The organism is Streptomyces sp. NBC_00091 (genome assembly GCF_026343185.1).
GTDB lineage: Bacteria > Actinomycetota > Actinomycetes > Streptomycetales > Streptomycetaceae > Streptomyces.
Genome location: NZ_JAPEMA010000001.1, coordinates 5,962,076 through 5,988,497 on the forward strand (window position 1 = coordinate 5,962,076; position 26,422 = coordinate 5,988,497).

The window sequence follows — 26,422 nt, forward strand, 5'->3', positions numbered from 1 at the left end:
GACTGGGCGGGAGGTGAGGTGCGAGGCGGCAGGTGGCGGACGCGGACCGCCACCTGGTCGCGGCGTCAGTGACGTCAGGGCCTGCCTGGCGGTTCCTGCCGGCTCGGGTACGTGATGTCGAACCACGTGAAGTGGGCTTGGCTGGTGGAGGGGCGGCCGTTGGAGGTGGCGTAGAGGCCCAGCTGGACACTGGTGAACAGCGGGGTGAGGAAGGTGGCTTCGATGGTGGCCAGATCCTCCCAGGCGCCGTTCGGAGCCGCGTGGGCGAAGGTGTGGCTGAAGCCGCGGATGCGGACCCCCAGGCGAACGGGGCCCGGCGGGACGGGAACGCCGGCCAGGATCTCGGGCCCGTGGCGGAGGCTGAGTCCCTCCGTGGTGCGAAGGAAGAGGAGATGGGTGTCGTCGTCGAGGACTACGGCGAGGCCTGCCTCTTCGTCCGGTGCGGCGGGGACGAAGTGCAGTTCGGTGGAGACGTCGCAGTCGGGCTGTTCCTGGGGGCGGGCCAGGAGGGACGGGACGGTGCGTTCGCCGAGGTGTTCGGGGCGGAGCTGGAGGCGGAGTCCGTCGCCGGTGGTCCAGAACCGCGCGGGTGGGGTGCGCAGGGTGCTCCAGTCGGCGGCGAGGGTGGCGAAGTCGTCGTGGAGGGGCCGGCGGAGGTCGGTGTGGTCGACGGGAGAGAAGACCGGCCAGCCGTCGTCCCAGGTGATCCGGCTGAGGAAGGTCTCGCGGCCGAGGGCGGAGCCCGGGCGGACGCCCAGAAGGAAGGCCCGCCAGTCGCCGTACGGGGTTTGGACGAGGTCGGCGTGCCCGGTGCAGGTGACCGGCCCCTTGGCGGGTGGGAGCACCGGGTTGCCGGGGGCGCCCTCGTAGGGGCCGGTCACGCGGTCGGCGCGGGCGGCCACCACGCTGTGGTCCACATCGGTGCCGCCCTCGGCGGTGAGCAGAAGATAACTGCCGTCGATCTTGTAGAGGTGCGGGGCTTCCGACCATCGGGCGCCCGGGTGGCTTCCCGACCACAGGACGTGCTCCGGTCCCGTGAGCAGTCGTTCGTGGGGAAGGTATTCGCGCATCCAGATCGCGGTGCGGCCGCCGGCCTCGTCCAGCACGCGGGCGGCGGTGAACCAGGCCCGGCTGCCGCCGCCCCCGTCGCCATCGCCGTCGTCCGGACCGTCGTCGAAGAACAGCGACGGGTCGAAGCCCTCGCCGTCCAGCCAGATCGGCTGTGACCACGGCCCCGCCGGGTCGGTCGCCGTGACGACGAAATGGCCGGGGCCGTCCATCAGTGTGCAGACGAGATGGAAGACCCCCTCATGGTGCCGGATCGTCGGTGCGAACAGACCCCGTGAGGGCTCGCACCCGTCGAGGTCGAGCTGCGACGCTCGGTCGAGCGCGGAGCCGATGCGCCGCCAGTTCACGAGATCGCGGCTGTGGAAGACGGGAAGGCCCGGGAACCATTCGAAGCTGGACGTCACCAGGTAGTAGTCCGCTCCCACCCGGCAGACGGACGGGTCGGGCCGGAACCCGGGCAGCACGGGATCACCGAAGACGGGATCATCGCAGGACGTGGTCATGGAACCGGGACGATCTCGACCGGCACGGACAGCACCCGGTCGGCCGCCGGGTGGCGTACGGGGCCCTCCAGAGTGAAGGAGCCCTGGAGCGGCAGGTCGCCGCTGGACCGTCCGACGGCCACGCCGATCTCCCCGGGCTCCACTCTCCTGCGCAGGTCGAGCCCGGTGAAAGAGGTCCGGTCGGCATGGACGGAGAAGGTGATCCGGGCGGCCGCGCCCGGCTGCAGCTCGACCCTGCCGAATCCGGCGAGCCACCGTTGCGGCCGGACGACGGACGCCACGGGATCGGAGAGGTACAGCTGGACCACCTCGGTCCCGGCCACCTCGCCGACGTTGCGTACGGTGACCGAAACGGAGACGGCCCCGTCCGTCGCGGCAACGGGATCCACCGACAACTCCGAGCAGGTGAAGCTGGTCCAGCTCAGCCCGTGTCCGAAGGGGAACAGCGGGGTCGGGTCCACCGAGCTCCAGTCGGTGTGCCCGCCGAGCCTCGCGTGCAGGTAGGTGCCGGGCTGGCCGCCGGCCTGGCGGGGGATGGAGACGGGCAGCCGCCCGGACGGTTCCGCGGCCCCGCTGATGATCCGGGCCAGCGCCGTCCCGCCCTCCTCGCCGGGGAAGAAGGCCTGCACCACGGCCGATGCGCGCTCGGCCAGCGTGCCGAGTGCGTAGGGCCGTCCGGAGACGAGGACCAGAACGGTCGGCACCCCGGCGTCCAGAACGGCGTCGGCGAGCGCGGCCTGGTCGCCGGGCAGGTCGAGGGTCTCGGCGTCGCAGCCCTCGCCGGAGGTGCCCCGGCCGAACATGCCGGCCCGGTCCCCGAGCACCAGCACGTTCACGTCCGGATCGTCCGCGGTGACCGTGAACCCGGCAGCGGTGAGCGCCTCGCCGAGCGTCGGGATCTCCAGCCCGAGGTCGCCGGGCAGCGCGACGTGGTTGGGGAAGGAGTAGCAGCCGAGGAAGGACTGGGGGTCGTCGGCGTACGGCCCGCTGATCGCCACGCGGCACGGCCGCAGCGGCAGGGTGCCGTCGTTGGCGAGCAGCACGGTGGACCGTTCGGCCAGGAGCCCGGCCAGTGCCCGGTTCTCCGGCGGGTCGAGGTCGACCGGCTCGGGCTTGACGGGTTCCCAGCCGGGGTCGAGCAGGCCGAGCTCGGCCTTCTGCAGCAGGACCCGTTCCGCGGCCCGGTCGATGAGCTCCTCGGACACGACTCCCGACCGGACGAGTTCGGTCAGCGGCTCGCCGTAGCAGCGGGCCGTGGGCAGCTCGACGTCGATTCCGGCGGTCAACGCCAGCGCGCCGGCCGCGCCCCGCGATCCGGTGACACCGTGCCGGGTTTCCAGGAAGGAGACGGCGTAGTAGTCGGCGACGACCACACCGCTGAAAGCGAGCTCACCCCTGAGCAGCTCGGTCAGCAGCCGTTCGTCGGCGGCCACCGGGACTCCGTCCACGTCGGTGTAGCTGTTCATCACCGACCGGGCGCCTCCCTCGCGCAGTGCCCGTACGAATGGCTCGACCAGTACGTCGGCGAACTCGCGCGGCCCCGAGGAGACGGGGGCCATGTTCCGGCCGCCGCGTGAGGCCGAGTACCCGGCGAAGTGCTTGAGCGTCGCCACGATCCCGGCGCCCTCCAAGCCCTGCACGTAGGCGGTGCCGATCGCTCCGACGAGGTAGGGGTCCTCGCCTATGCACTCCTCGGTCCTGCCCCATCGGTAGTCGCGGACCACGTCGAGCACCGGGGCCAGCCCTTGGTGGACGCCGACCTGCCGCATCCCCGCGCCGATGGCGGAGGCCATCTGGCGCACGAGCCCGGGATCGAAGGATGCGCCCCAGGCCAGCGGCCCGGGGAAGACCGTGGCTCCGAACGTCATGAACCCGGTCAGGCACTCCTCGTGAGCGACCGCCGGGATCCCGAACCGGCCGGATCCGGTCACCTGCCGCTGGAGCGAGGCGAGCCGCTCCATCCCGGCCTCCACGGCGATCGGCGCGGTGCCGTACACCCGGGTCAGCTGGCCGAGGCCGTGGGCGACGATGTCGTCCAGGCCGGGCGCGGACTCGCCCGAATCGTCCTCCATCGGCGCGACCGGTGCGCCCGGATCCGACGGCAGCGCCCAGAAGCCGGTGAGCTGACCCGCCTTCTCTTCCAGCGTCATTCGTTTCAGCAGATCGGCGACTCGTACGGACACGGGTATGAGGGGGTCACGCCAGGGCTCGGTCAAGGAGTTCTCCTAGGGACTTCGACGACACGACCTAGAGACGGGGCGGGGCGGTGGAGAGCCTGACCTTGAGCTCGGTCGAGAGCTCCATCCGGGGGCTGACCAGGGGCTGACCGTCCAGGAGCTGGAAGAGTGTGCGGGCGGCGAGCCGGCCCATCTCCTCCAGCGGCTGGCGCACCGTCGTCAGCGGCGGTGACAGCCATTCGCACATCGGCAGGTCGTCGAAGCCGACCACGCTGAGGTCCTGGGGGATGCTCAGCCCGCCCTGCCGGGCGGCTTCGTAGACGCCCATCGCCTGCTGGTCGCTGCCGGCGAAGATGGCGGTCGGCGGCTCGGGAAGGGCGAGCAGTTCCCGTGCGCGCTGGAACCCGCCCTCGTGCTGGAAGTCGCCGAACCGGATCAGGTCGCGGTCGACCTCGATCCCGGCCCGCTCCAGCGCGGCGCGGTATCCGTCGATGCGGGCCTGACTGCAGAGCATCTCCTTGCGCCCGCCGATCGCGCCGATCCGGCGGTGCCCCAGCTCCAGCAGGTGCTCCGTGGCGGCGAGGCCGCCCGCCCAGTTGGTCGCGCCGATGCTCGGCACGCCGTTGCCCGGCAGGTCGATCGGGTCGATGACCACCAGCGCCACCCCGGCCTGTTCGACCTGGGCACGCTGGGCTTGGGTGACCGAGGCGGTGACGAGGATGACGCCGTCGCTGTGGTGCAGGACCGGCAGGGCGGCCCAGCTCGACGGCGTGGCTTCGCCCGGCGGGACGAGCGACACGACGGTGCCGACGCTCCGCTGGGCGCACTCGGCCTCGACGCCGCGCAGGATCTCCACCGCCCACGCGCTGTCCAGACCACCGATGATCAGGTCGACCAGGCCGGACCTGCGGGCCCTGGCCTGCCCGCCGGGGTGGAGGTAGTTGTGGGAGCGCAGCAGGCCCTCGATCCGTTCGCGTGTCGAGGGTGCGACATCGGAGCGGCCGTTGACCACCTTCGACACGGTGGCCTGGGAGACCCCTGCCTCCGCGGCGATGAGGGCCAGGGTCGGACGCTGCTCGCTCAACTTCTCTCCTCTGTGCGGACGTTCTGGGCTGACGACAGGTATCGCAAACTTTCGAAGAGTTTCCAGTCGGCGCGACCAGGTTGTCAAGCTCCAAGTGCGCTGCTGCCAAAGGGAAATCAGTAAGAAAGCTTGACCGGGGGCCCGTGCGTTCCTAGTTTGTGGCAGCACCGAATCGAGGATGTTGCGAAAGAATTTCGAAATCGAACCGTGTTCCCCACCCCGGAGGTCCCATGGCCAGCACACCCCCGAGCCGACGAAGCTTCCTGGCGCTCTCGGGCCTGACCGCTCTGTCCGTCTCGCTGACCGCGGCCTGTGGCGGCGGGGACTCCGGCTCGATGCCGACGGCCGGCGGCAAGGTGACCTTCGCGTGGTGGAACATCGCCACGACGGAGCCGGGGAAGTCCCTCTTCCCGCAGATTTCCTCGGCGTTCACGGCCGCCCACCCGAACATCACGATCAAGACGACCTCGTTGGAGAACGAGGCGTTCAAGTCCAAGCTGACCGCCACCACCTCTTCGGGAAAGCTCCCCGACGTCTTCCAGACCTGGGGCGGCGGCGTTCTGCGGCAGCAGGTCGACGCGGGGCTGGTCGAGGACCTCACCGACGTGTTCGGCTGGTCGTCCGAGCTCACCCCGGTCTCGCTGCAGGCCTATCAGTTCGAGGGCCGGACCTACGGGGTGCCCTACGACGTCGGCATGGTCGGCTTCTGGTACAACAAGAAGCTCTTCGCCAAGGCCGGGATCGCCGCTCCGCCGGCCACCTGGGCCGAGCTCCTGGAAGACGTCAAGAAGCTCAAGGCGGCGGGCGTCACTCCGATCGCCCTCGCGGGCAAGGAGAAATGGCCCGGCCACTACTACTGGGCCTACCTCGCAATGCGCGTCGCAGGCCTCCCCGCGCTGCAGCAGGCCGCGACCGCCAAGGACTTCACCGGCGCGGGCTTCGTCCAGGCAGGCACCCACCTCAAGGAGCTGGTCGACCTCCAGCCGTTCCAGACTGCCTTCCTCGGCGCCGGCTACGCCACCCCCGGCGGCCAGGCCGCGACCATGGGCAACGGCAAGGCCGCCATGGAGCTGATGGGGCAGTGGGGGCCGTCGGTGCAGAAGGACGCGGGCGCCGACCTCGGCGCGGACCTGGGCTTCTTCCCCTTCCCCACGGTCGACGGCGGGGTCGGTCGGGCCACCGACGTGTTCGGCGGTGGCGGTGGCTTCGCGCTGCGCAAGGGTGCGTCGAAGGAGGCGCTGGACTTCCTGAAGTTCTTCGTTCTGGACAACCAGTCCAAGCTGCTGGCCTCCAACGGCTACCTGCCGGTGGTCAAGGGCGCGGAGAGCCAGCTCACCGACCCCAACAGGAAGGTGGTGGCCGACAGCCTGGTCAAGGCGACGGGCTTCCAGCTCTTCCTCGACCAGGCCTACCCGCCGGCGGTCGGCCAGGAGGTCAACGACAGCGTCGCCGACCTCATCGCGGGCAAGAAGACGCCCGAGCAGGTCACCAAGTCGATCACCGAGGCTGCGAAGGGTGCCTAGCTCCGTGTCCACCCTGACCAAGGAGCGGACGCAGGACGCCGGGCCGGTGGGCCCGCCCGCCCCGGCACGCTCGCTCCCGCGCCGGCTGGGAAGCTGGGCGTCCGTCGCCTGGTTCCTCGTCCCGGCTCTGGTCCTCTTCCTCGTCTTCGTCCTCGCCCCCATCGCGGTCGCCGTCTACACCGGCTTCTTCAAGTGGGGCGGGGTCGGCCCCCTGGAGGAGTTCGTCGGCTTCGGGAACTACGCCACCCTCTTCCGGGATCAGGTCTTCCTCGGCGATCTGGAGCGCGGGCTGTACCTGATCACGCTGTCGATCACGGTGCAGTTGCCGTTCGCGCTGTTCACCGCCGTCCTGCTCAACCAGAGGCTGCGCGGCCGGGCCGTCTACCGGATGCTGTTCTTCGCGCCGTACATCCTGTCCGAAGTGGTCACGGCGGTCCTCTTCACGATGATCTTCCTTCCCGGTGGCGGCATGGCCGACCATCTCGCGGGCGCCCTCGGCCTGGAGGGGCTGCAGGGCAAGTGGCTCGCCGATCCCTCGACGGTCATGCCGACCCTGTTCGTGGTCATGACCTGGAAGTACTTCGGGTTCCACATGATGCTCTTCCTCGCCGGGCTGCAAAGCATCCCGGGCGAGATCCTCGAGGCAGCCTCCATCGACGGCGCCGGCGCCTGGCAGCGCTTCCGGCACGTGACGCTGCCGTTGCTCGGCCCGACGATCCGGATCAGCGTCTTCCTTTCGGTCATCGGCGCCATCCAGCTCTTCGACCTCGTCTGGGTCATGACCGCGGGCGGGCCCAACCACTCCTCCGAGACGATGGCGATCTCGATGTTCCAGTTCGGGTTCAAGCGCTACCAGGTCGGCTACGCCAGTGCGATCAGCGTGGTCCTGTTCATGATCAGTCTGGTCTTCTCCCTCTTCTACCAGCGGTACGTTCTGCGCCGTGACCTGAGCGGGGCCGTCACCACGGGAGGTGGCCGATGAACGCCCGCAGAACGACCCGCGGCCTGTCGCTGCACGCCGTGGTCTGGCTGATCGGCGCGTTCGTCGTCGTGCCGCTGGTCTACGCGGTGATCTCCGGGTTCAAGAGCACCGGCGAGCTGACGACCAACCCGTTCGGGCTGCCGGAGCACTGGAAGACCGGCAACTACACCGGCATTCTCGGCGACGGAATGTTCTGGCGGCAGATCGCCAACAGTGCGGGCATCGCGATCGGCACGGCATGCTGCACGGTGGCGGTCTCCGCGATGGCGGCGTTCGTACTGGCCCGCTACGCCTTCCGGGGCAGGGAGCTGTTCTACACGCTGTTCACGATCGGGCTGATGTTCCCGTTCGCGGTGGCCGTCCTGCCGCTGTTCCTGCTGCTGCGCAACTTCGACCTGCTCGACAACCCGCTCGGAGTGATCCTCCCGCAGGCGGCCTTCGGGCTCCCCATGACGATCATCATTCTGCGCGGGTTCTTCCGGACCGTCCCGGCAGAGGTCGAGGAGGCGGCCGTCATGGACGGCTGCGGCAAGTTCCGCTTCTTCTGGAAGATCCTGCTGCCGATGGCGCGTCCGGCGCTCGGCACGGTTTCGGTGCTGGCGATCGTCGCGAGCTGGAACAACTTCTTCCTGCCGCTGCTGGTGTTCAACGACCCGAAATGGCAGACGATCCCGGTCGGCGTCCAGCAGTTCCAGGGCCAGTACTCGACCGACTACGCGCTCGTCCTCGCCTACATCGTGCTCGCGATGGTCCCCGCCCTCGCCTTCTACGCCGTCGCCGAGCGGCAGCTGATCGGCGGACTGACCGCGGGCGCCACCAAGGGCTGACCCGTCCCGCCCGACCTCCACCCCCGAGGAGACGCCGTGAAACGCCTGGCCGCATCGACCGCAGTTTTGTTAGCGCTAACAACACAGGCTGTGGCCGCCCCCGCGCACCCCGCCCCCGCGCACCCCGTCATCGACTTCCGCGCCGAACTCCAGCCCATAGACGGATTCGGCTTCTCGATGGCCTTCCAGCGGGCCGACCTGCTGCACGGCGCACGCGGCCTCAGCCCGGCCAAGCAGCGCGAGGTGCTCGACCTGCTGCTCAGTAAGGACAAGGGCGCGGGCCTTTCGATCCTGCGCCTGGGCATCGGGTCGTCGGCCGACAGGGTCTACGACCACATGCCGACGATCCTGCCGGCCGATCCCGGCGGGCCGCAGGCCACGCCGAAGTACGTCTGGGACGGCTGGGACGGCGGTCAGGTCTGGCTCGCCAAGGAGGCCAAGGACTACGGCGTCACACGGTTCTTCGCCGACGCCTGGAGCGCCCCGGCCTTCATGAAGACCAACGGAAGCGAGAACGACGGCGGCGAGCTGCGCCCCGAATGGCGCCAGGCCTACGCGAACTACCTCGTCCAGTACGCGAAGTTCTACCGGCAGGAGGGCATCGGGATCACCGACCTCGGGTTCACCAACGAACCCGACTGGACGGCGACCTACGCCTCGATGCGGTTCACCCCGCAGCAGGCCGTCGACTTCCTCAAGGTGCTCGGGCCGACCGTCCGCGCGTCCGGACTGAAGACCGGGGTGGTCTGCTGCGACGCCGCGGGCTGGGACCGACAGGTCGCCTACACCGAAGCCATCGAGGCGGACCCCGCGGCCGGCAAGGCCGTGCGGACCATCACCGGACACCGCTACAGCGGTCCGACCGAGGTGGCGCAGCCGACCGACAAGCACGTGTGGATGTCGGAATGGTCGCCGGACGGCGCCACCTGGAACGAGAACTGGCACGACGGCAGCGGCTACGACGGTCTCACCGTCGCGGCCGACATCCAGAACACCCTGGCCGTCGGCAACGCCAACGCCTACGTCTACTGGACCGGCGCGTCCCTCGGCGCGACCCGAGGGCTCATCCAGCTCGCCAACCCCGGTGACGACTACCGGGTGTCCAAGCGGTACTGGGCGCTGGCCGCCTTCAGCCGGTTCATCCGCCCCGGCGCCGTCCGCGTGCCGGTCACGAACGCCGGCCCGGCACTGCAGATCACGGCCTTCCGCAACACCGACGGCAGCCGCGTGATCGAGATCCTCAACACCGCGACCACCGAAAGCTCCGCCGAGTTCTCTCTCCGCGGCGGGCACGACCGCCGCCCCGACGGCTACGTCACCGACGAGACCCGCTCGATCACCCCGGCCGACATCGTCTCCACCCATGGCACGACCCTCAAGGCGACGCTCGCCCCACGCGCGCTGACCACGATCGTCCTCGACTGAACCGACCATCACCGCAGGAGTAGTCCGTCATGCCCATTCCCAGGTCCAGGTCCACGTCCCGGATTCTCACCGCTCTGTCCGCCGCCGTCTGCCTGGCGGCCGGCCTCGGCGCCGCGCCCGCAGCCGCCGAGCCCCGCCCCAGGACGCTCGGAGAACTGGCCAAGAAGCACCACAAGTACTTAGGCTCCGCCACCGACAACCCCGAGTTCACCGACGCCGCCTATCTGAAGCTCCTCGGCAGCGAATTCGGGCAGACCACCCCCGGCAACGCCATGAAGTGGTACGCCACCGAGCCCGAACGCGGCGTCTTCGACTTCACCGCCGCCGACGAGGTCGTCTCGTTCGCCAAGGCCCACCACCAGAAGGTCCGCGGCCACACCCTCATCTGGCACAACCAGCTCCCCGCCTGGCTCACCGAGCACGCCTGGACCGCCGACGAACTGCGCGCCGTCCTCAAGAACCACATCCAGACGCAGGTCCGGCACTTCAAGGGCCAGGTGATCCACTGGGACGTCGTCAACGAGGCCTTCAACGACGACGGCACCTACCGCGAATCACTCTTCTACAAGACGCTCGGCCCCGGCTACATCGCCGACGCCCTGCGCTGGGCCCACGAGGCCGACCGGCACGCCAAGCTGTACCTCAACGACTACAACGTCGACGGGATAGGCCCCAAGAGCGACGCCTATTACACCCTGATCAAGCAGTTGAAGGCCGACGGCGTTCCGGTGGAGGGCTTCGGCATCCAGGGCCATCTGGCGCTCCAGTACGGCTTCCCGGCCGATGTCCAGCAGAACATGCAGCGCTTCGCCGACCTCGGGGTCGAGGTCGCGATCACCGAGCTCGACATCCGGATGAACCTCCCCGCGACCCCTTCGATGCTCGCCACCCAGGCCACCTGGTACGCCGACTACGTCAAGGCCTGCCTGGCGGTCAGGAAATGCGTCGGCATCACCATCTGGGACTACACGGACAAGTACTCGTGGATCCCCTCCGTCTTCCCCGGTGAGGGCGCAGCGCTGCCCTACGACGAGAACCTGCTGCCCAAGCCCGCCTATCACTCGATCAGGAAGGTGCTGGGCGGATGATCAGAACGGCGATCGTCGGAACGGGCGGGATCGCGGGCATATGCCACGTTCCCGCCCTCCGGGCGCAGGCGCACCGGGCCCTGATCGTGGCCGCCGTCGACGTGGACGCCGCGCGCGCCGAGGCCTTCGCGGCCGAACACGGCATACCCGCGGTCTACACCGACCTGCACACGATGCTCCAGGAGCAGAGGCCGGACCTCGTTCACCTGTGCACGCCTCCGTTCCTGCACGCCGACCAGGCCGTGGCCTGCCTGGAGTCGGGCGCGTGGGTCTGGTGCGAGAAGCCGGTGGCCCTGTCGCTGGCCGAGCTCGACCGGATCCGTCGCGCCGAAGGGCCCGCCCTCGCGGGCGCGGTGTTCCAGCACAGGTACGGCTCGGGGGCCCGGTACCTGCGCGACCGGATCGCGGCCGGGACGCTGGGCCGTGCCCTGGTCGCGCAGTGCGTCACGGCGTGGTATCGCGACGACGCCTATTACGACGTGCCCTGGCGCGGCACCTGGGAGAGCGAAGGCGGCGGCCCGACCCTGGGCCACGGCATCCACCAGATGGACCTGATGCTCGCGGTGCTCGGCGAATGGGCCGAGGTACGCGCGATGGCCGGCCGCCTCGAACGCGACGTCCAGACCGAGGACGTGTCCGCGGCCCTCGTCCGGTTCGAGAACGGAGCCATCGCGACGGTCGTCAACAGCGTCCTTTCCCCGCGCGAGGAGAGCTACCTGCGGTTCGATCTCACCGATGCCACGGTCGAACTGCGCCATCTGTACGGCTACTCCAACGCGGACTGGACGTTCACCACCAGCTCGAAAAGCGTGAAGTGGGAGCCGCCGGAGGACCTGCCCAGCTCGCACACCGCCCAACTCGCGGCCTTCCTGGACGACTACGAGGCGGGGACCCGGCCCGACCTCGGCAGGCCCACCATGGAACTGGTCACCGCCCTGTACAAGGCCGCGATCACCGGCCTGCCGGTCCGGCGCGGAGAGATCGACGCGGCCGACCCGTTCTACGGCTCGCTCAACGGAGGGCGCCCGGAGGTGTTCCGATGACCTTCGAACTCATCGAGGACGAGGACTCGCTGACCGTCCGAGCCTGCGACGTCGACCTCTTCCGGTACGTGCACCGGCCGGTCATGGACCCCTTCGAGGCGCCGAAACCCTACCTGCATCCGGTGCGCACGCTCGCCGGCGACGTGGTCACCGGCTACCGGCCGCACGACCACCGCTGGCACAAGGGCATCCAGATCACGGCGTCGTGGCTCTCGGGGCACAACTTCTGGGGTGGCGGCACCTACTTGCGCGGCCAGGGCTACGTGGACCTGCCGAACCTCGGCACGATGCGCAGCCTCACCGTGGCCGCCGAGACAGGCCACGGCCGCGCCGTGATCACCGAGGACCTGGCCTGGTACACGATGGCGGGGGAGCACTGGATCGACGAGCGCCGCACGCTGACCGCCCGCGACGTCGAGGCCGACTCCTGGACCCTGGACGTCACCACCGCACTGACCAACGTCCGGGGCGCCGGACTGCTGTTCGGTAGCCCCGGCACACAGGGCAGAAGGCTCGCCGGATACTCCGGCCTGTTCTGGCGCGGCCCGCGCGACTTCACCGGCGGGGAAGTGATCGGCCCCGCGATGGGCGAGCAGGGTGACTGGCTGGCCTTCACCGGCACGCACGACGAGGTCGACCGCTCCTCCACGCTCCTGTTCCTGGACGATCCGGACGCCCCCTGCGACTGGTTCGTCCGCAGTGAGCCCTTCCCAGCCGTCAACCCCTCCCTGGCATTCGACGAGGAACTGCCGCTGGCCCCGGGCGAGACCCTGTCGCGCCGCTACCGGATCGTCGTGGCCGACGGTGCGTGGGCCCCCGGGCGCCTGTCCCGCCACATCGCGGAACACCCGTGGTGACCCCGTTCCCCGGCGGCGTGGGGATCTCCGGGTTGACCGTGTACGACTGGGAGGCCGCCGACGGGCTGTGCGGCGGCACGCCCCACATGCACCTCGTCTGCTCCGAAGCCTACGTCGTCATCAGCGGCGCGGGCAGTGTCCAGACCCTCACCACCTCCGGCTTCGCCGAGACCCCGCTGCACGCCGGCGACGTCGTCTGGTTCACCCCCGGCACGATCCACCGCCTGGTCAACGACGGCGGCCTGCGCCTCGTGGTGCTCATGCAGAACGGCGGACTTCCCGAGGCGGGCGACGCCGTCTTCACCTTCCCTGCTCCGGTCCTGGCCGATCCCCACGCCTACCGGAGGGCGGCAGCCCTGACCGGCGACTATTCCGCGGCAGCGCGCCGCCGCCGCGACTTGGCGGTCGAGGGTTTCCTGGCCTTGTGCGAAGGCGGGCTGCCGGAGTTCCACATCGCAGCCCACCGCCTGAAGAGCGAGCTCCTGGACGCCTGGTGGATCCGCTGGCGTGACGGCCCCATGGCAGCTGCCGTCACGACCGGCCGTCAGCTGGAACGGCTGAAGGCCGGAGACCTCTCCCACCTCGACCACGGCGAAGTGTCGCGACTGGAGCGTCCGGAGCACCAACGCTTCGGCATGTGCGGCCGCCTTCACACCTATCCCGTACCCGCCCCCCCAATACGGCCGTTCCGCGGTCCGTCGGGGTCACCTCACCCCCACCCCCCAAAGGAGCCCTTCTGATGTGGTTTCGCCATCCCTCCCCGGTCCAACTGAGACGACGGCTGCTCGCCGTCCTCGCGCCCTTGCTGCTCCTGGCCACCTTCCTCAGCGTCCAGCCCGCCAGCGCGGCGACCGTCGACCCCAACGCCTACTACGTGCTGGTCAACCGCAACAGCGGCAAGGCCCTGGACGTCTACAACCTGGCGACCGGCGACGGCGCCCGCATCACCCAGTGGACCCGGAACGATCAGAACCAGCAGCAGTGGCAGTTCATCGACTCCGGCGGCGGTAACTACCGGATCAAGTCCCGCCACTCCGGCAAGGTGCTGGACGTCCAGAACGGTTCCACCGCGAACGGCGCCTCGATCGTCCAGTGGGCCGACGCGAACGGGACCAACCAGCAGTGGCGGCTGGCCGACAGCTCGGACGGCTACGTGAGGCTCATCGCGCGCCACAGCAACAAGGCTCTCGAGGTACAAGGCGGATCCACCGCCGACAACGCGAACGTCGTCCAGTACGACGACTGGGGCGGCACCAACCAGCAGTGGCAGCTCGTCAAGGTCGGTGCCGGCAACCCCGGTGCGTGCGCTCTTCCGTCGACATACCGCTGGACCTCGACGGGCGCACTGGCGCAGCCCAAGGCCGGGTGGGCGTCGCTCAAGGACTTCACCGTCGCCCCCTACAACGGCAAGCATCTCGTCTATGCGACGACACACGGCGCCGCGGGAACGGGAGCAGGCTGGGGTTCGATGAACTTCGGCCTGTTCGGCAACTGGCCGGAGATGGCCTCGGCCAGCCAGAACACGATGTCGAACTCCGTCGTCGCGCCCACGCTCTTCTACTTCGCGCCGAAGAACATCTGGGTGCTCGCCTACCAGTGGGGAGGCGGGAGCGCCTTCTCCTACCGGACGTCGAGCGACCCGTCCAACCCCAATGGCTGGTCCTCACAGCAGGTGCTCTTCACCGGAAGCATCACCGGCTCCACCACAGGCCCCATCGACCAGACGCTCATAGCTGACGGCACGAACATGTACCTGTTCTTCGCCGGTGACAACGGCAAGATCTACCGGGCCAGCATGCCGATCGGGAACTTCCCGAGCAGTTTCGGCTCGAACTACACGACGATCATGAGCGATACGGCGGACAACCTGTTCGAAGCCCCGCAGGTCTACAAGCTCCAGGGCCAGGACCGCTACCTCATGCTCGTCGAGGCGAGGGGCTCGCAGGGCCGCTACTTCCGCTCGTTCACGGCCACCAGCCTGAACGGCTCATGGACACCCCAGGCCGCGACCGAGAGCAACTCCTTCGCCGGCAAGGCCAACAGCGGCGCCACCTGGACCAACGACATCAGCCATGGCGAACTGATCCGCACCAGCGCCGATCAGACCTTCACCGTCGATCCCTGCAACCTGCAGTTCCTCTACCAGGGACGCGACCCCAACTCCGGCGGCGACTACGGCCAATGGCCCTACCGGCCGGGTCTGCTGACACAGCAGCGCTGACGACGTGACACGGTCCGGCTCCGGAGCGGAGCCGGCGTGGCGGGCTCGGCGACACGAGGCCGAGCCCGCCCGGGTCACGCGAAGAGAAGAGTCACCGTGCCGGTCCCAGGAACTGGGTGGCCGCCAGACGTGCGTACAGGCTGTCTTGGCCGAGCAGTTCCGCATGGGTGCCCACCGCGGGTACCCGTTCTGCGTCCATCACCACGATCCGGTCGGCGTGGGTCACCGTTGAGAGGCGGTGTGCCACGACGAGGACGGTGGTCGTCCGGGCGGCCTGCGTGATGACGTCGCGTACCGCGAGTTCGTTGAGAACCCCACCGAGCGAGACCACGTCGACATGGTCCACCTATGGGACCCCAAGGCCGGCGTCCTGCCCGCAGGCGTCAACTACGGCGGGGAGGCGGGCTGACATGCCGTCGATGGTGGTCATCGCCACCACCGCGGTCCCCGACCACCTCCGGGGCGCCCTCAGTCGGTGGACCGCCGAAGCAGTCCCCGGCATCTTCGTCGGCACGATCTCCGCCCGCGTCCGTGACGAGCTGTGGACATCTGTCTCGGCCGTGGTCGGCGACGGCCAAGCGGTCCTCTTCCACACGGCTCCCACAGAGCAGGGCTGTGCTCTCCGCACAGCTGGTACACGCCGCCGAGTGCCGATCGACTTCGACGGTCTCACTTTGATCCGGATGACCGCAGCCGTCCAGCCATAGCTGTGACCGTATGAATTGAAGCAGGGGGTGGGCCCCTCTCGGATGGAAGGTCGCCCCTTGCCAGGTTGCGCAGGCTGCGGACGACCGAAAGGCAGCGCAATGGCCGACACCGCCAACTCCCGTGCAGGCAGCGCCCGCCCGCCCGGCATCCGAGAAGGCGAAGACGGTCTGACGGAGCGCCAGCGCTCGGCGGCTCCGTCCGCATCGCACGGTTCGCACTGACCACACCCCGAGCGCACCAACGTCCCTCCTCCGCATCTGACCAGCTGCTCAGTCCCCGACGCGCAGCACCAGGAAGGACCACACCATGGCCAGTACCACCGTCCACAGGCCAACGGCTCACCCGGCCGCAGTGAGGTCACCCGCCGCCGGTACGAGCCTCGCCCGGGCAGCCTGGGTGCTGATGATCCTCATATTGGCGTTCGCCGTCCTTCCCGCCGCGGTGCATCCCACAGCGGCCAGGGCCGACAACCCGATCGTGCAGCACGTCTACACCGCCGACCCTGCCCCACTGGTGCACAACGGGCGGGTCTACCTCTACACCGGGCACGACGAGGACGGCTCCACCTCCTCCTTCGTGATGAATGACTGGCGGGCGTGGTCCTCCGCCGACATGGTCAACTGGACCGACCACGGCTCACCGCTCAGCCTGAACACCTTCAGCTGGGCGGGCGCCAACGCGTGGGCGGGCCAGGCCGTCGAACGGGACGGCAAGTTCTACTGGTACGTGCCGGTGTCGGTCCGGGCGACCGGCCGATTCGCCATCGGCGTGGCGGTGTCGGACAGCCCCACCGGCCCGTTCCGGGACGCCCTCGGCCACCCGCTGGTGGAGAACAGTGAGATCGACCCGACCGTCTTCATCGACGACGACGGCCAGGCCTACCTGTACTGGGGCAACCCGAATCTTTGGTACGTCAAGCTGAATGCGGACATGACGTCCTACGCGGGCAGCCCCGTCAGAATTCCGCTCACCACCGAGGGCTTCGGGTCCCGCACCGACAACCCCGACCGTCCCACGCTGTACGAAGAAGCACCATGGGTCTACAAGCGGAACGGCATGTACTTCATGGTGTATGCCGCCAAGTGCTGCTCGGAGTTCATCGCCTACTCCACGGCACCCAGCCCGACCGGACCGTGGACCTACCGTGGAACAGTCATGCCCGCCCAGGGCAACAGCTTCACCAACCACGCGGGCATCGTGGACTTTCAGGGCAACTCGTATTTCTTCTATCACAACGGCGCCCTCCCGGGCGGCGGCGGCTTCACCCGCTCGGTCGCAGTGGAGAAGTTTTCCTACAACGCTGACGGAACGATCCCGACGATCAATATGACGACGGCCGGGGCGCCGCAGGCCGGCACGCTCGATCCTTATGTCCGCCAGGAAGCCGAGTCCATCGCGTGGGGCAGCGGCATCGAAACCGAACCCTCCAGCGAGGGCGGGATGAACATCAGCTGGATTGAAAACGGCGATTACATCAAGGTCAAGGGCGTAGCATTCGGCACCGGTGCCGGCTCGTTCACCGCCAGGATGGCCTCAAACACCAGCGGCGGCCGAGTTGAGCTGCACCTGGACAGTGCTACTGGGCCGACGGTCGGGACATGCATGGTGTCGGGCACCGGAGGCTGGCAGACCTGGAGCACGGTCTCGTGCCCTGTTACCGGTGCGACCGGGACCCACGATCTGTACCTGCGCTTCGCCGGTGGCAGCGGGTACCTGTTCAATATGAACTGGTGGCAGTTCACCACCGGCCAGTCCACCTTCTCGTCAACCGCCGTCGTCCAGCACAGCGGGCACTGCCTGGACGACCCCAACCAGAGCACCACCGACGGCACTCAGTACCGGCAGTACACCTGCGGCGCCGGTGAGGAACAGCGGTTCGACTTCCGTCCGGTGCAAGGGGTGGCGGACACCTACTCCCTGGTGAACCGCCACAGCGGCAAGTGCCTCGACATCCGCGGTGTCTCCACCGCCGACGGTGAGGCGGTCCATCAGTGGACCTGCCACGGCGGCACGAACCAGCAGTTCACGCTGCGGCATGTCGCCGCCAACGACTACCAGCTCGTCGCGGTGCACAGCGGCAAGTGCGTGGACGTCAGCGGGATCTCCACCGCCGTCGGAGCATTGGTCCACCAGTGGACCTGTGACTCCGCCAGTGCCCTGGCCGCCAAGAAGAACCAGGTCTGGCGCCTGACCGGCAAGAGCTGAACCAACACAGGGTCGGGCCCGGGCCGGCAACCCGGTGCCCGACCCTGTCCAGTGCCTTTGCGCGACGGCTTCATCTCGCCGCCCGGCCTGGGTCAGCCCTCGGTCCCTTTGCTCGTTCCGATGCGGAGCATTCGCTACCCCTTGGTGGCCTCTTGCAGACAGAAATGACAAACGCTCTGGCTGCTCCTGCACATGCTTAGGGACACTCAGATCACCCCCTGCACGGCCCGTCCTCGGAAATGTTAACGCTAACACTTCGGCTCTCGGTCCCCCACGCGTGAGGAAGCTGATCTCGTATGTCCTGGCTCCAACACCCCCACAGCCGCCGGAAAGTCATGGCGGCCACCGTCGGCCTGGTCGCGGGCACCACGCTGCCGGCGATAGGCGCGAGCGCGGCGGCCACGACGGCCCAGCAGGAGCGGTTCACCAACCCGGTGATCTGGCAGGACTTCGCCGACCTCGAGGTCATCCGCGTCGGCGACGCTTACTACTACACCGGCTCGACCATGCACTTCTCGCCGGGCGCGCCCGTCCTGCGCTCCTACGACCTGGTCAACTGGGAGTTCATCGGCCACTCGGTGCCGGTCCTCGACTTCGGCGACGCGTACGACCTCAACGGCGGACGGGCGTACGTCCAGGGCATCTATGCGTCCTCGATGCGCCACCGCCCCAGCGACGGGACCTTCTACTGACTGGGCCAGATCGGCGGGCAGCGGTCGTACGTATACAGAGCCACCAACGCGGCGGGCCCCTGGACCCGGCACGCCGAGATCGGCAGCAATTACTACGACGCGGGACTGCTCTTCGACGACGACGGCACCCCGTACGTGGCGTACGGCGCCAACGAGATCCGCGTCGCGCAGCTCTCCCCGGACATGCGCACCGAGGTCAGGTCCGAGCACGTGCTTACCAAGCCCGACGAGATCCACTATATGGAGGGCTCCCGCTTCTACAAGATCAACGGGAACTACTACATCTTCGTCACCCGCCCGCCCAACGGCCAGTACATCTGGAAATCCACATCAGGCCCCTTCGGCCCGTACAAGATGCGGGAGGTGCTGTTGGACCTGCCCGGCCCGATCCCCGGCGGCGGCATACCGCACCAGGGCTCGCTGGTCGACACCCCGAACGGCGACTGGTACTACATGGGCTTCATCGACGCCTATCCCGGTGGCCGCGTCCCCGCCCTGGCCCCGGTCACCTGGAACGCCGAGGGCTGGCCCGAGCTCCAGACCGTCAACGGCACGTGGGGCGAGACATACCCCTACCCGGTCACCCCGCACCCGCTCCCGCCGATGACCGGCGCCGACACCTTCCAGGGAACGGCGCTGGCGCCGTACTGGGAGTGGAACCACAACCCCGACACCGCCGCGTTCACCGTCAACAACGGGCTCACCCTCAGGACCGCCACCGTCACCGACGACCTCTACAGCGCCCGCAACACCCTCACCCGCCGCATCCAGGGCCCCGCCTCCACCGCGACCGTCGTGCTCGACTGCTCCGGGATGGCGGACGGCGACCGGGCCGGGCTGGCGATGCTGCGGGACTCCTCCGCCTGGATCGGCGTCACGCGGCAGGGCGGCGTCAGCAGGCTGGTGGTGTTCGACGGCCTGACCATGGACGCCAGCTGGAACACCAGCAGCACCGGCACCGAGCAGGCCCGCGCCGACCTCCCCGCGTCCGGCAGCCGCGTCTGGCTGCGCGCCGCCGCCGACATCAGCCCGGGGCCGGGCCGTCAGGCGACGTTCTCCTACAGCACCGACGGCACCACCTTCACCCGGCTCGGCCCGGCCTTCACTATGAGCGAGAGGCCTCATTTCTTCATGGGCTACCGCTTCGCCGTCTTCAACCATGCCACCCGGGCCCTCGGCGGCGAAGTGCTGGTGGAACGCTTCGAGTTGCGCGCGAACGCGCCGGCGGCCCCTGTGGACACCAACGCCTGGTACGTCATGGTCAACCGCAACAGCGGCAAGGCACTGGACGTGGCGGGCGTGAGCTCCGCGGACGGCGCCGCCCTCACGCAGTGGGCCCGGTACGACGGGCCCAACCAGCAGTTCCAGTTCGTGGACTCCGGTGGCGGCTACTACCGGTTGAAGGCGAGGCACTCCGGCAAGCTGCTGGACGTCTCCGGCTGGTCGACGGCCGACAACGCCGCCATCCACCAGTGGAGCGACCACGGTGGCGTGAACCAGCAGTTCCGGTTGGTGGACTCACCGGACGGATACGTCCGGTTGATCAACCGCAACAGCGGGAAGGCCGTCGAGGTACCGGGCTTCTCCTCCGCCGACGGGACCGGCATCGTCCAGTATTCGGACTGGGGCGGCGTGAACCAGCAGTGGATGCTCGTCCGCGTCGGCTCCACGGGCTAGTCCTCCTGCTGACACCGGTATCCGGTTCAAGCCCACGGAAACTCCCCCTGCCCGCTGGGCAAGGGGAGTTTCGGTCTGCGCGCGCCCGAGGTCGCACGGCCGACAGCGAGGTCCGAAAAAATCTTGGACCGGACGGCAACCCTTTCTGAAGAGGATCGAACGCCGGGTTGCCGGTCCTGACCGCTGCGTGCCGCGCCGCGCGCTCGGGAGACGTGGCGCCGCCCTGAGCCGTGTGCCAGGCACGGCAGGTCGCGTTTTTCCCCTGCGCGATTAGCCGGCGCACTGCTCGACGGGGTCCGCGAGATCCTGGCCCGGCTCCTGCCGAGACGGCGACGACGCAGCAACCGCCGCGTGGTCAAACGCAAGATGTCCAACTACAAACTCAAACGCATCCCGCACCGGAACTGGCCACAACCCACCCGCGACCCCGCCGAGGCAGTCCGGATCGCACCGCACTACCGCACCGTCTCCGCCAGATCCGGCCCACTGCGGTCCCCATGGAGCAGTACCTTCCCGATCTGGTCGTGGGGCTGTGGCTCGGCAGCAGCAGCGATCGGACTCTCCAGGCGGCTCAAGGCACCAGTCGCACCACACGGCCCCGGTTCGCCCTGACGATCGACGTTGTTCTCGAGCCCATGTTGGGGTGAGCCTTTCGGCCCCCCGTGTCAGGTTGGCCCCTCGGGCGAGGCCGCGGAGTTTAAACGCGGACTTGTGAAGAGGGGTCGCCTCGTCGGCTTCGTACCGACCGCGTCAGCCGGCTGCCTGCCAGCCCGCTCCGTTTGCGGCACGCGCTGACCGGTCGTGCTCCCTGTGGGCGGCCTGCAGCAGCTTTCGCCACGACGTCACCGTGGGGCGCCGGCGTAGGAGCGCGGGTCGCTCCCGATCCGTCATACCTCCCCAGACACCGTGCTCGATACGCTGATCAAGAGCATGGGCGAGGCATTCCGTGCGCACCGGGCAGCCGCCACAGACAGCCTTCGCCCTGTTCTGGGCGGCGCCTTCTGCGAACAGCTCTTCGGGGTCAGCAGTACGGCAAAGTGCCCGCTTGCCCCATTCGTCGTCATCACCCGCGACCGCCCCCATGCCGTCCTCTCCCCGATCGGCCTGCCCCCCCCACCATGGGACGGGGGGAGGAGTTGTCACCCGGGCCCAACGAGCGGCACCACCGGTGGCGTCACGCGGTGGTGGACGGGAACAAGCTGTCCAGCGCCAGGACGGGCACCTACTGATGGACGCTCCGAGGTGGCGCTCCTGGCCGCGGCCCCGGCGGCAAGGACCAGCCCGGGCGTGTCACGGGGCCACCGGGTCCGGTGAGACGGTGCGACCGCGTCTCGGCAAAAGATGTTTGAAACGGCAACCTTTCCGCTCCGGCCGGCCACTTAGGGGTGTACCGACGAGGGCGAGCCGTGATCAGCGGCCCTACACCCTCTGTGTCAACACCCGATCGGAGCCCCACATGTCACCAGGCAACCCGAGATCCCCCGAGCAGCCGATGCCTCGGGACCGCACGCCCCGCCGTAGCCGGATGCTCCGGCATTTGGTCGTGGGGGCGGTGGCGGTGCTCGCCGCCTCGGCCGGTGTCGGCGCCCTGGCGCCCAGCGCGGGCGCAGCGCCGACCGTCCGCATCAGTGTGGATGCCGGTACCTCCTTGGGCACGGTGCCCAGCAGTGGTGTCGGCCTCAACACGGGCTTCGGCGACGAGCACATGGGGGACCCCAAGGTGACATCGCTGATGAAGGCCGCGGGAGTCCGGCAACTGCGCTATCCCGGCGGCTCCGGCGCGGACGACTACCACTGGAAGACCCACACCTCCGGCGACGGCAGCGGCTGGATCCCCTCCAACACCAACTTCGACCACTTCATGGCCACCGCGAAGAAGGTCGGCGCCCAGCCGATCCTGACCGCGAACTACGGTTCCGGCACCCCCCAGGAGGCCGCCGACTGGGTCAAGTACGCCAACGTCGACAAAGGTTACGGCGTGAAGTACTGGGAGATCGGCAACGAGGTCTACGGCAACGGGCACTACGGCAACGGCAAGGGATGGGAAACCGACACCCACGCCGACAAGAGCCCGAAGGAGTACGGAAAGAACCTGGTCGCCTACTCGAAGGCGATGAAGGCCGTGGACCCGAAGGTGAAGATCGGAGCGGTGCTCACCACCCCCGGCGGCTGGCCGGATACGGAGAAGGCTCCCGGTGACAGCGCCGACTGGAACCACACGGTGCTCTCCATCGCGGCAAGCTCGATCGACTTCGTCATCGTCCACTGGTATCCGGGCGGCACCACCACGGCCGACCTGCTGAACACCCCCTCGCGGATCGCCGGTGTCACGTCCTCGCTGCGCTCGCTGATCGCCAAGTACGCGGGCTCGCGCGCCGCTTCGGTGGAGATCGCGGTCACCGAGACCGATGCCGTCGGCTCGCCCGCCTTGACCAGCCAGGCCGCGGCCCTGTTCGCGCCGGACACCTACATGACCTGGTTCGAGCAGGGTGCCACCCACGTGGACTGGTGGAACCTGCACAACGGCTCGGGCGAAGCACCCACCACCGTCCACGGCGAGACCGACTACCGGGATGGGGGCATTCTCTCCGCTGGAACCTGCGCCGGGGGGAAGTGCCAACCGCCGCGCGACACGCCCTTCCCCACCTACTGGGGCATCCGCTCGCTGACCGCACTGGCGCAGCCCGGCGACACCATGGTCAAGTCGTCCTCGGGCAACTCGTCGGTTGCCGTGCACGCGGTGCGGAGCGGCAACGGCGGTCTGAACGTCATGCTGATCAACAAGAGCCCGCAGAACGCGGCGCCGGTGTCGCTCTCGTACGCCGGATTCACCCCGGCCGCCGGGGAGGTCACGACCGTTTCGTATGCCAAGGGAGATACTGCCCTGACGACGGCGAAGCGGGGCACGGCGGTCGCACAGACGCTGCCGCCGTACTCGATCACGACTCTTCAGCTGAAGCCCGCGTCGGGGACCGCCGGCGCTGCCAAGCCGACGCCCGCCCCCACGCCGACCGCCGCCACGCCGGTTGTTACCGCCTCCGGCACGACCGGCACCCGTGCGCAGGCGGAGCGCGGCGTACCCGTCGGCCAGCCGACCCCGGGCAGCACGTCCGGCGGCCTGGCTTCCACCGGGGTGAGCAACACCATCACCTACAGCGCCCTCGGTGGCCTGCTGGTCATCGCCGCCGGCAGCGTGCTGGTGCTTCGCGGACGTCGCCGCAGGGCTTTGCACGGGAAGTGAGACCGCGTGAGTGACCGACGGCCCGGCAGCAACGCCACCCACCCGTGGCGCGCGCCGGGCCGTCGGCCTCCGCGCCGGCGTCGGCGGTCAGGTAACAAACAAGGCCGGGGTCGTTGACCTGGACCTGGCCTACCTCGGCACCGGTCCCGGCCCGTGGGGTGGCCCGAGCCGACCCCCGTCAGTAGCCGACGTGGAAGGTGGCGTCGGCCTTCTCCGTGGTGGTGGCGATCGGGTCGATGCGCAGGACGTAGCCGGTGTGCCGGATGTAATGCGTCGGGAAGTTGTGCGAACGGAAGGACGACCAGGAGGAGTCGGCCAGGCCGGCGGTCCTGTGGAACGTGGCGGCCGCGGCGAAGGTCGCGGTGCCGTCGTTCTCTTCCAGCCGCAGGTCGTAGTTGGAGTGCCGCAGGTAGCGGGTCGGGAAGTTGACCGACTGGAAGGACACGCCCGCGCTGTCGGCCAGGCCGCGTACGAGCTTCCACTGCGAGTCGGTGTACGGGTCGAACGGGTAGACATCGATCCGGCCGACGGAGTTGGCGTGACGGACGTAACGGTCGGGGTAGTTGTAGGACTTCAGCCGGTTCCAGGCGGGGCTGCCCCACTTCGCCACGAGGTTGTCGTACTCGGTCGTGGTGATCGTCGCGATGGTGCAGTGCTTGGAGTTGAGGGGCTGGGTGTAGTCGCGCTGGTCCAGCGCGGTCCAGGTGCCGGCGGCGAGGTCGTTGCTCTGCCAGGCGTAGAAGACGCCGTTCGGCGTGTAGGTGTCGCCCCACAGGTACCAGGATCCGGAGGTCAGGGACTTCACCAGGGTCGGCGCCTCGGTGCCGCCGTGGGCGGCCGCCGTGCTGAAGGGCGTGAAGCTGCCCGGCTGCAGGGTGGTCGACCGCGCGCCCACGAGGGCCTGGTCCCTCCCCCTGTAGTAGAGGTAGTTGACGCCGTTCACACCCACGGCGAGGTTGCCGTCGATGATGTCGTAGCCGGGGTCGAAGAAGACCTGCGGGGACGTCACCGTCTGGAAGTTGGTGGTGTAGTTCACCATGAGCACGTTGTGGCCGCTGGCATTGACCGACGAGTAGATGATCCCGTACTCGCCGCGGCCGGCGTCCCAGAACGCCTCGGGTGCCCAGCTGTGGGTCACCATGTCGTGCAGCTTCAGCCGGCGGTAGCCGGTGAGGGCGCGCAGGTCCGCGGAGTCCCAGACGTGGATGTACTGGCTGTTGTAGCCCCAGTCGGTGCCCTTGAGGTCGGTGGCGAGGACGACGAAGGTGCCGTCCTGCTTGCGCATGATGAACGGATCACGCAGACCGCCCGCACCCGCGGTCGGGGTCACCACGGGGTTGTTCTGGTTGAGCGGCATCCAGCGCAGGCCGTCGGTGCTGACCGCCAGGTGCAGGCCGTAGTCGGCCTCCAGCATGGTCGCGGACTCGGTGAAGTAGCCCATGACGTAGGCCGCGTCCGCGGCGTAGGCGGGCCGCGCGCCCAGGGCCAGCGTTCCGGACAGGGCCAGCGGGACGGTGGCGGCCATACCGAGGAACAGGCGTCGCGACGGGTGGGGGCCGGGGCCGGTTGTTGCGGTCATTTGCGCTCCAGGGTGCGTGGGGGGCGGGCGGCCGTTCTCGGCAGTCACGGCATGCACCGTCGCAGCGCTGGGCGGGGGCGCCCGGACCACGGGATGCAACGGGTCCCGCGGGTGGTCGCGGACGTTGCGTCCCGGGGCGGGAGGTTGCTGCCCGCTCCGTGGAGCCCAGCCCGTCGGGAGTGCGGGGACGGTGGAAGCAGGATCGAATGTTAGCGCTAACAATCAATTCGGCCAGGACACGCGGTAGATGAGAGCGGCTCGGTGGCCATCACTATGGGTCTGCCCGAGTAGCGCGTCAAGGTCACGCGCAAGGTCGTCCCGCTGCCCGGTCGGGAAGCGCGGCCCGACCCGATCCGTCGTCCCGGACGGGCACGTCGGCCTCGACGAAGCCCAGCCGCCGGTTCATGCCGAGGGCCGCAGCGTTGCCCGGGTGGTGGAAGGCCCGCATCCAGTGCACGCCGCGCGAAGCTGATCGCCAGAAGCTTCATCGCCAGCGCGACGCCCCTCCCCAGGTGGCCGGCCGGCACTCCGTCTGCGCTATTGGGGGATGGCGAGCAGGATGCGGCCGTGGCCACCGCCGGCGTCGACGTGGTCGTGGGCCTTGGCGATGTCGTCCAGCGGGTAGCGGTCGCCGACGGCGATGGTGAGGGCGCCGACGGCGGCTGCGGAGGTGAGGTCGCGGGCGGCCTGGCCCTTGGCCTCGGCGGGGAAGTCGTCGCTGCCGAGCAGCCGCAGGGTGACGTTGTTGAACAGCAGCGGCCAGAAGGGGATCTCGGTGCGGTCCGTGCGGGTGGCGTAGGCCGCGATGACGGCGTTGTTGGCGGCGACGGCGTTGTCGAGATCGGCGTTGTCGGACAGCGCGACCTCGATGATCCGGTCGACGCCCCGTGGCGCGTACGAGCGGATGGCCGCGGCGGGGTCGCCGGTGTCCAGGGCGACGGCGTGGGAGACGACGGTCGGGTCGACGAGGTCGAGGTCCGCGGTGCGGCGGACGGTGGCGAGTACGGTGGCGCCGGCCCAGTGGGCGAGCTGGGCGGCCAGGGAGCCGACGCCGCCGAGGACTCCGTGGACCAGGACCAGTCGGCCGTCGACCGGGCCGTCGGCGAAGACGGTGCGGTGGGCGGTGATGCCGGGGATGCCGAGGCTCGCCCCCAGCTCGTCGCTGAGGTGGTCTGGCAGAGGTACGGCCTGGTTGTCGGGTACGACGGTGTACTGAGCAGCTGTGCCGAAGGGGCGGTAGGACTGGGCGCCGTATACCCAGACCCGCTGTCCGACGCGATGGGCGTCGACTTGGGCGCCCACGGCGTCGATGACCCCGGCGGCGTCGCTGTGCGGGATCACCCGTGGATGGGGCATGGACGAGCCGAGCCAGCCGCGCCGCTTCTTGGTGTCGCCGGGGTTGACGCCCGAGACGGTGACACGGACGCGGACCTCGCCGGGGCCGGGGGCGGGATCAGGTAGTTCACCGACGTGCAGGGCATCGGCGGCGGGGCCCTGGTCGTCGTACCAGGAAGCAAGCATG

Annotated in this window: 18 protein-coding genes and 2 pseudogenes; 13 read left to right on the forward strand and 7 right to left on the reverse strand. The window is 69.2% G+C overall.

Going from position 1 to position 26,422, the window contains the following annotated elements:
• Nucleotides 1-74 precede the first annotated feature (74 nt).
• The 3 genes from OOK34_RS27435 to OOK34_RS27445 are packed head-to-tail and all read right to left on the reverse strand — an operon-like array spanning nt 75 to nt 4,832.
• Entirely contained in the window at nt 75-1,571 is a 1,497-nt protein-coding gene (locus OOK34_RS27435; RefSeq protein WP_267036531.1) for a glycoside hydrolase family 43 protein, read from the reverse strand.
• The gene (locus tag OOK34_RS27440; protein ID WP_267036532.1) at nt 1,568-3,787 is read right to left on the reverse strand and encodes a glycoside hydrolase family 3 N-terminal domain-containing protein; all 2,220 of its coding nucleotides are present in this window, start codon (nt 3,785-3,787) and stop codon (nt 1,568-1,570) included. Before OOK34_RS27440 ends, OOK34_RS27435 begins: the two co-directional genes overlap by 4 nt.
• Nucleotides 3,788-3,818: 31 nt before the next feature.
• Entirely contained in the window at nt 3,819-4,832 is a 1,014-nt protein-coding gene (locus tag OOK34_RS27445) for a LacI family DNA-binding transcriptional regulator (protein WP_267036533.1), read from the reverse strand.
• Nucleotides 4,833-5,062: 230 nt separating this feature from the next.
• Between OOK34_RS27445 and OOK34_RS27450 the strand changes: the two genes are divergently transcribed.
• From OOK34_RS27450 to OOK34_RS27490, 9 genes are all read left to right on the forward strand, one after another.
• Nucleotides 5,063-6,355: an extracellular solute-binding protein gene (locus tag OOK34_RS27450; RefSeq protein WP_267036534.1), complete on the forward strand. Its 1,293-nt coding sequence runs from the start codon at nt 5,063-5,065 to the stop codon at nt 6,353-6,355.
• A gap of 85 nt (nt 6,356-6,440) precedes the next feature.
• Nucleotides 6,441-7,337, forward strand: a complete 897-nt coding sequence (locus OOK34_RS27455; protein WP_267036930.1) for a carbohydrate ABC transporter permease — start codon at nt 6,441-6,443, stop codon at nt 7,335-7,337.
• Nucleotides 7,334-8,164 carry a carbohydrate ABC transporter permease gene (locus OOK34_RS27460; protein WP_267036535.1) on the forward strand — a complete coding sequence of 277 codons (831 nt, stop codon included), beginning with the start codon at nt 7,334-7,336 and terminating at the stop codon, nt 8,162-8,164. Before OOK34_RS27455 ends, OOK34_RS27460 begins: the two co-directional genes overlap by 4 nt.
• A gap of 90 nt (nt 8,165-8,254) precedes the next feature.
• Nucleotides 8,255-9,589: a glycoside hydrolase gene (locus OOK34_RS27465; protein ID WP_267036536.1), complete on the forward strand. Its 1,335-nt coding sequence runs from the start codon at nt 8,255-8,257 to the stop codon at nt 9,587-9,589.
• A gap of 29 nt (nt 9,590-9,618) precedes the next feature.
• Nucleotides 9,619-10,677, forward strand: coding sequence for an endo-1,4-beta-xylanase (locus OOK34_RS27470; protein ID WP_267036537.1), 1,059 nt, complete (start codon nt 9,619-9,621; stop codon nt 10,675-10,677).
• Nucleotides 10,674-11,720 carry a Gfo/Idh/MocA family protein gene (locus OOK34_RS27475; protein ID WP_267036538.1) on the forward strand — a complete coding sequence of 349 codons (1,047 nt, stop codon included), beginning with the start codon at nt 10,674-10,676 and terminating at the stop codon, nt 11,718-11,720. Before OOK34_RS27470 ends, OOK34_RS27475 begins: the two co-directional genes overlap by 4 nt.
• Nucleotides 11,717-12,577 carry a PmoA family protein gene (locus tag OOK34_RS27480; protein ID WP_267036539.1) on the forward strand — a complete coding sequence of 287 codons (861 nt, stop codon included), beginning with the start codon at nt 11,717-11,719 and terminating at the stop codon, nt 12,575-12,577. The genes OOK34_RS27475 and OOK34_RS27480 overlap by 4 nt, the downstream gene beginning before the upstream one ends.
• A complete protein-coding gene (locus OOK34_RS27485; protein ID WP_267036931.1) occupies nt 12,574-13,317 on the forward strand; it encodes a cupin domain-containing protein in 744 nt (247 codons plus the stop codon). Before OOK34_RS27480 ends, OOK34_RS27485 begins: the two co-directional genes overlap by 4 nt.
• Nucleotides 13,317-14,798: a non-reducing end alpha-L-arabinofuranosidase family hydrolase gene (locus OOK34_RS27490; protein ID WP_267036540.1), complete on the forward strand. Its 1,482-nt coding sequence runs from the start codon at nt 13,317-13,319 to the stop codon at nt 14,796-14,798. The genes OOK34_RS27485 and OOK34_RS27490 overlap by 1 nt, the downstream gene beginning before the upstream one ends.
• Nucleotides 14,799-14,889: 91 nt before the next feature.
• Here OOK34_RS27490 and OOK34_RS27495 read toward each other — a convergent pair.
• A pseudogene (locus OOK34_RS27495) lies at nt 14,890-15,105 on the reverse strand (ABC transporter ATP-binding protein); the annotation flags it as partial.
• A 103-nt stretch (nt 15,106-15,208) separates the two neighbouring features.
• Between OOK34_RS27495 and cas2e the strand changes: the two are divergent.
• The 3 genes and pseudogenes from cas2e (at nt 15,209) to OOK34_RS27510 (ending at nt 20,080) form a co-directional block, all read left to right on the forward strand.
• Nucleotides 15,209-15,505: a type I-E CRISPR-associated endoribonuclease Cas2e gene (gene cas2e, locus OOK34_RS27500; RefSeq protein WP_267036541.1), complete on the forward strand. Its 297-nt coding sequence runs from the start codon at nt 15,209-15,211 to the stop codon at nt 15,503-15,505.
• 403 nt (nt 15,506-15,908) lie between these two features.
• A complete protein-coding gene (locus tag OOK34_RS27505) occupies nt 15,909-17,711 on the forward strand; it encodes a family 43 glycosylhydrolase (RefSeq protein WP_267036542.1) in 1,803 nt (600 codons plus the stop codon).
• Between the two features lie 296 nt (nt 17,712-18,007).
• Nucleotides 18,008-20,080 (forward strand): annotated as a pseudogene (locus tag OOK34_RS27510) (family 43 glycosylhydrolase).
• 750 nt (nt 20,081-20,830) lie between these two features.
• Here OOK34_RS27510 and OOK34_RS27515 read toward each other — a convergent pair.
• Nucleotides 20,831-21,163, reverse strand: coding sequence for a WhiB family transcriptional regulator (locus OOK34_RS27515; protein WP_267036543.1), 333 nt, complete (start codon nt 21,161-21,163; stop codon nt 20,831-20,833).
• Between the two features lie 442 nt (nt 21,164-21,605).
• Between OOK34_RS27515 and OOK34_RS27520 the strand changes: the two genes are divergently transcribed.
• Complete coding sequence (locus OOK34_RS27520) at nt 21,606-23,321, forward strand: LPXTG cell wall anchor domain-containing protein (RefSeq protein WP_267036544.1); 1,716 nt, start codon at nt 21,606-21,608, stop codon at nt 23,319-23,321.
• 178 nt (nt 23,322-23,499) lie between these two features.
• On the opposite strand, the gene OOK34_RS27525 is transcribed toward OOK34_RS27520, so the two are convergent.
• Both OOK34_RS27525 and OOK34_RS27530 read right to left on the reverse strand, forming a co-directional pair.
• A complete protein-coding gene (locus tag OOK34_RS27525; RefSeq protein WP_267036545.1) occupies nt 23,500-24,900 on the reverse strand; it encodes a glycoside hydrolase family 43 protein in 1,401 nt (466 codons plus the stop codon).
• Nucleotides 24,901-25,437: 537 nt separating this feature from the next.
• A complete protein-coding gene (locus OOK34_RS27530; RefSeq protein ID WP_267036546.1) occupies nt 25,438-26,421 on the reverse strand; it encodes an NADPH:quinone reductase in 984 nt (327 codons plus the stop codon).
• Nucleotide 26,422: the final 1 nt, after the last annotated feature.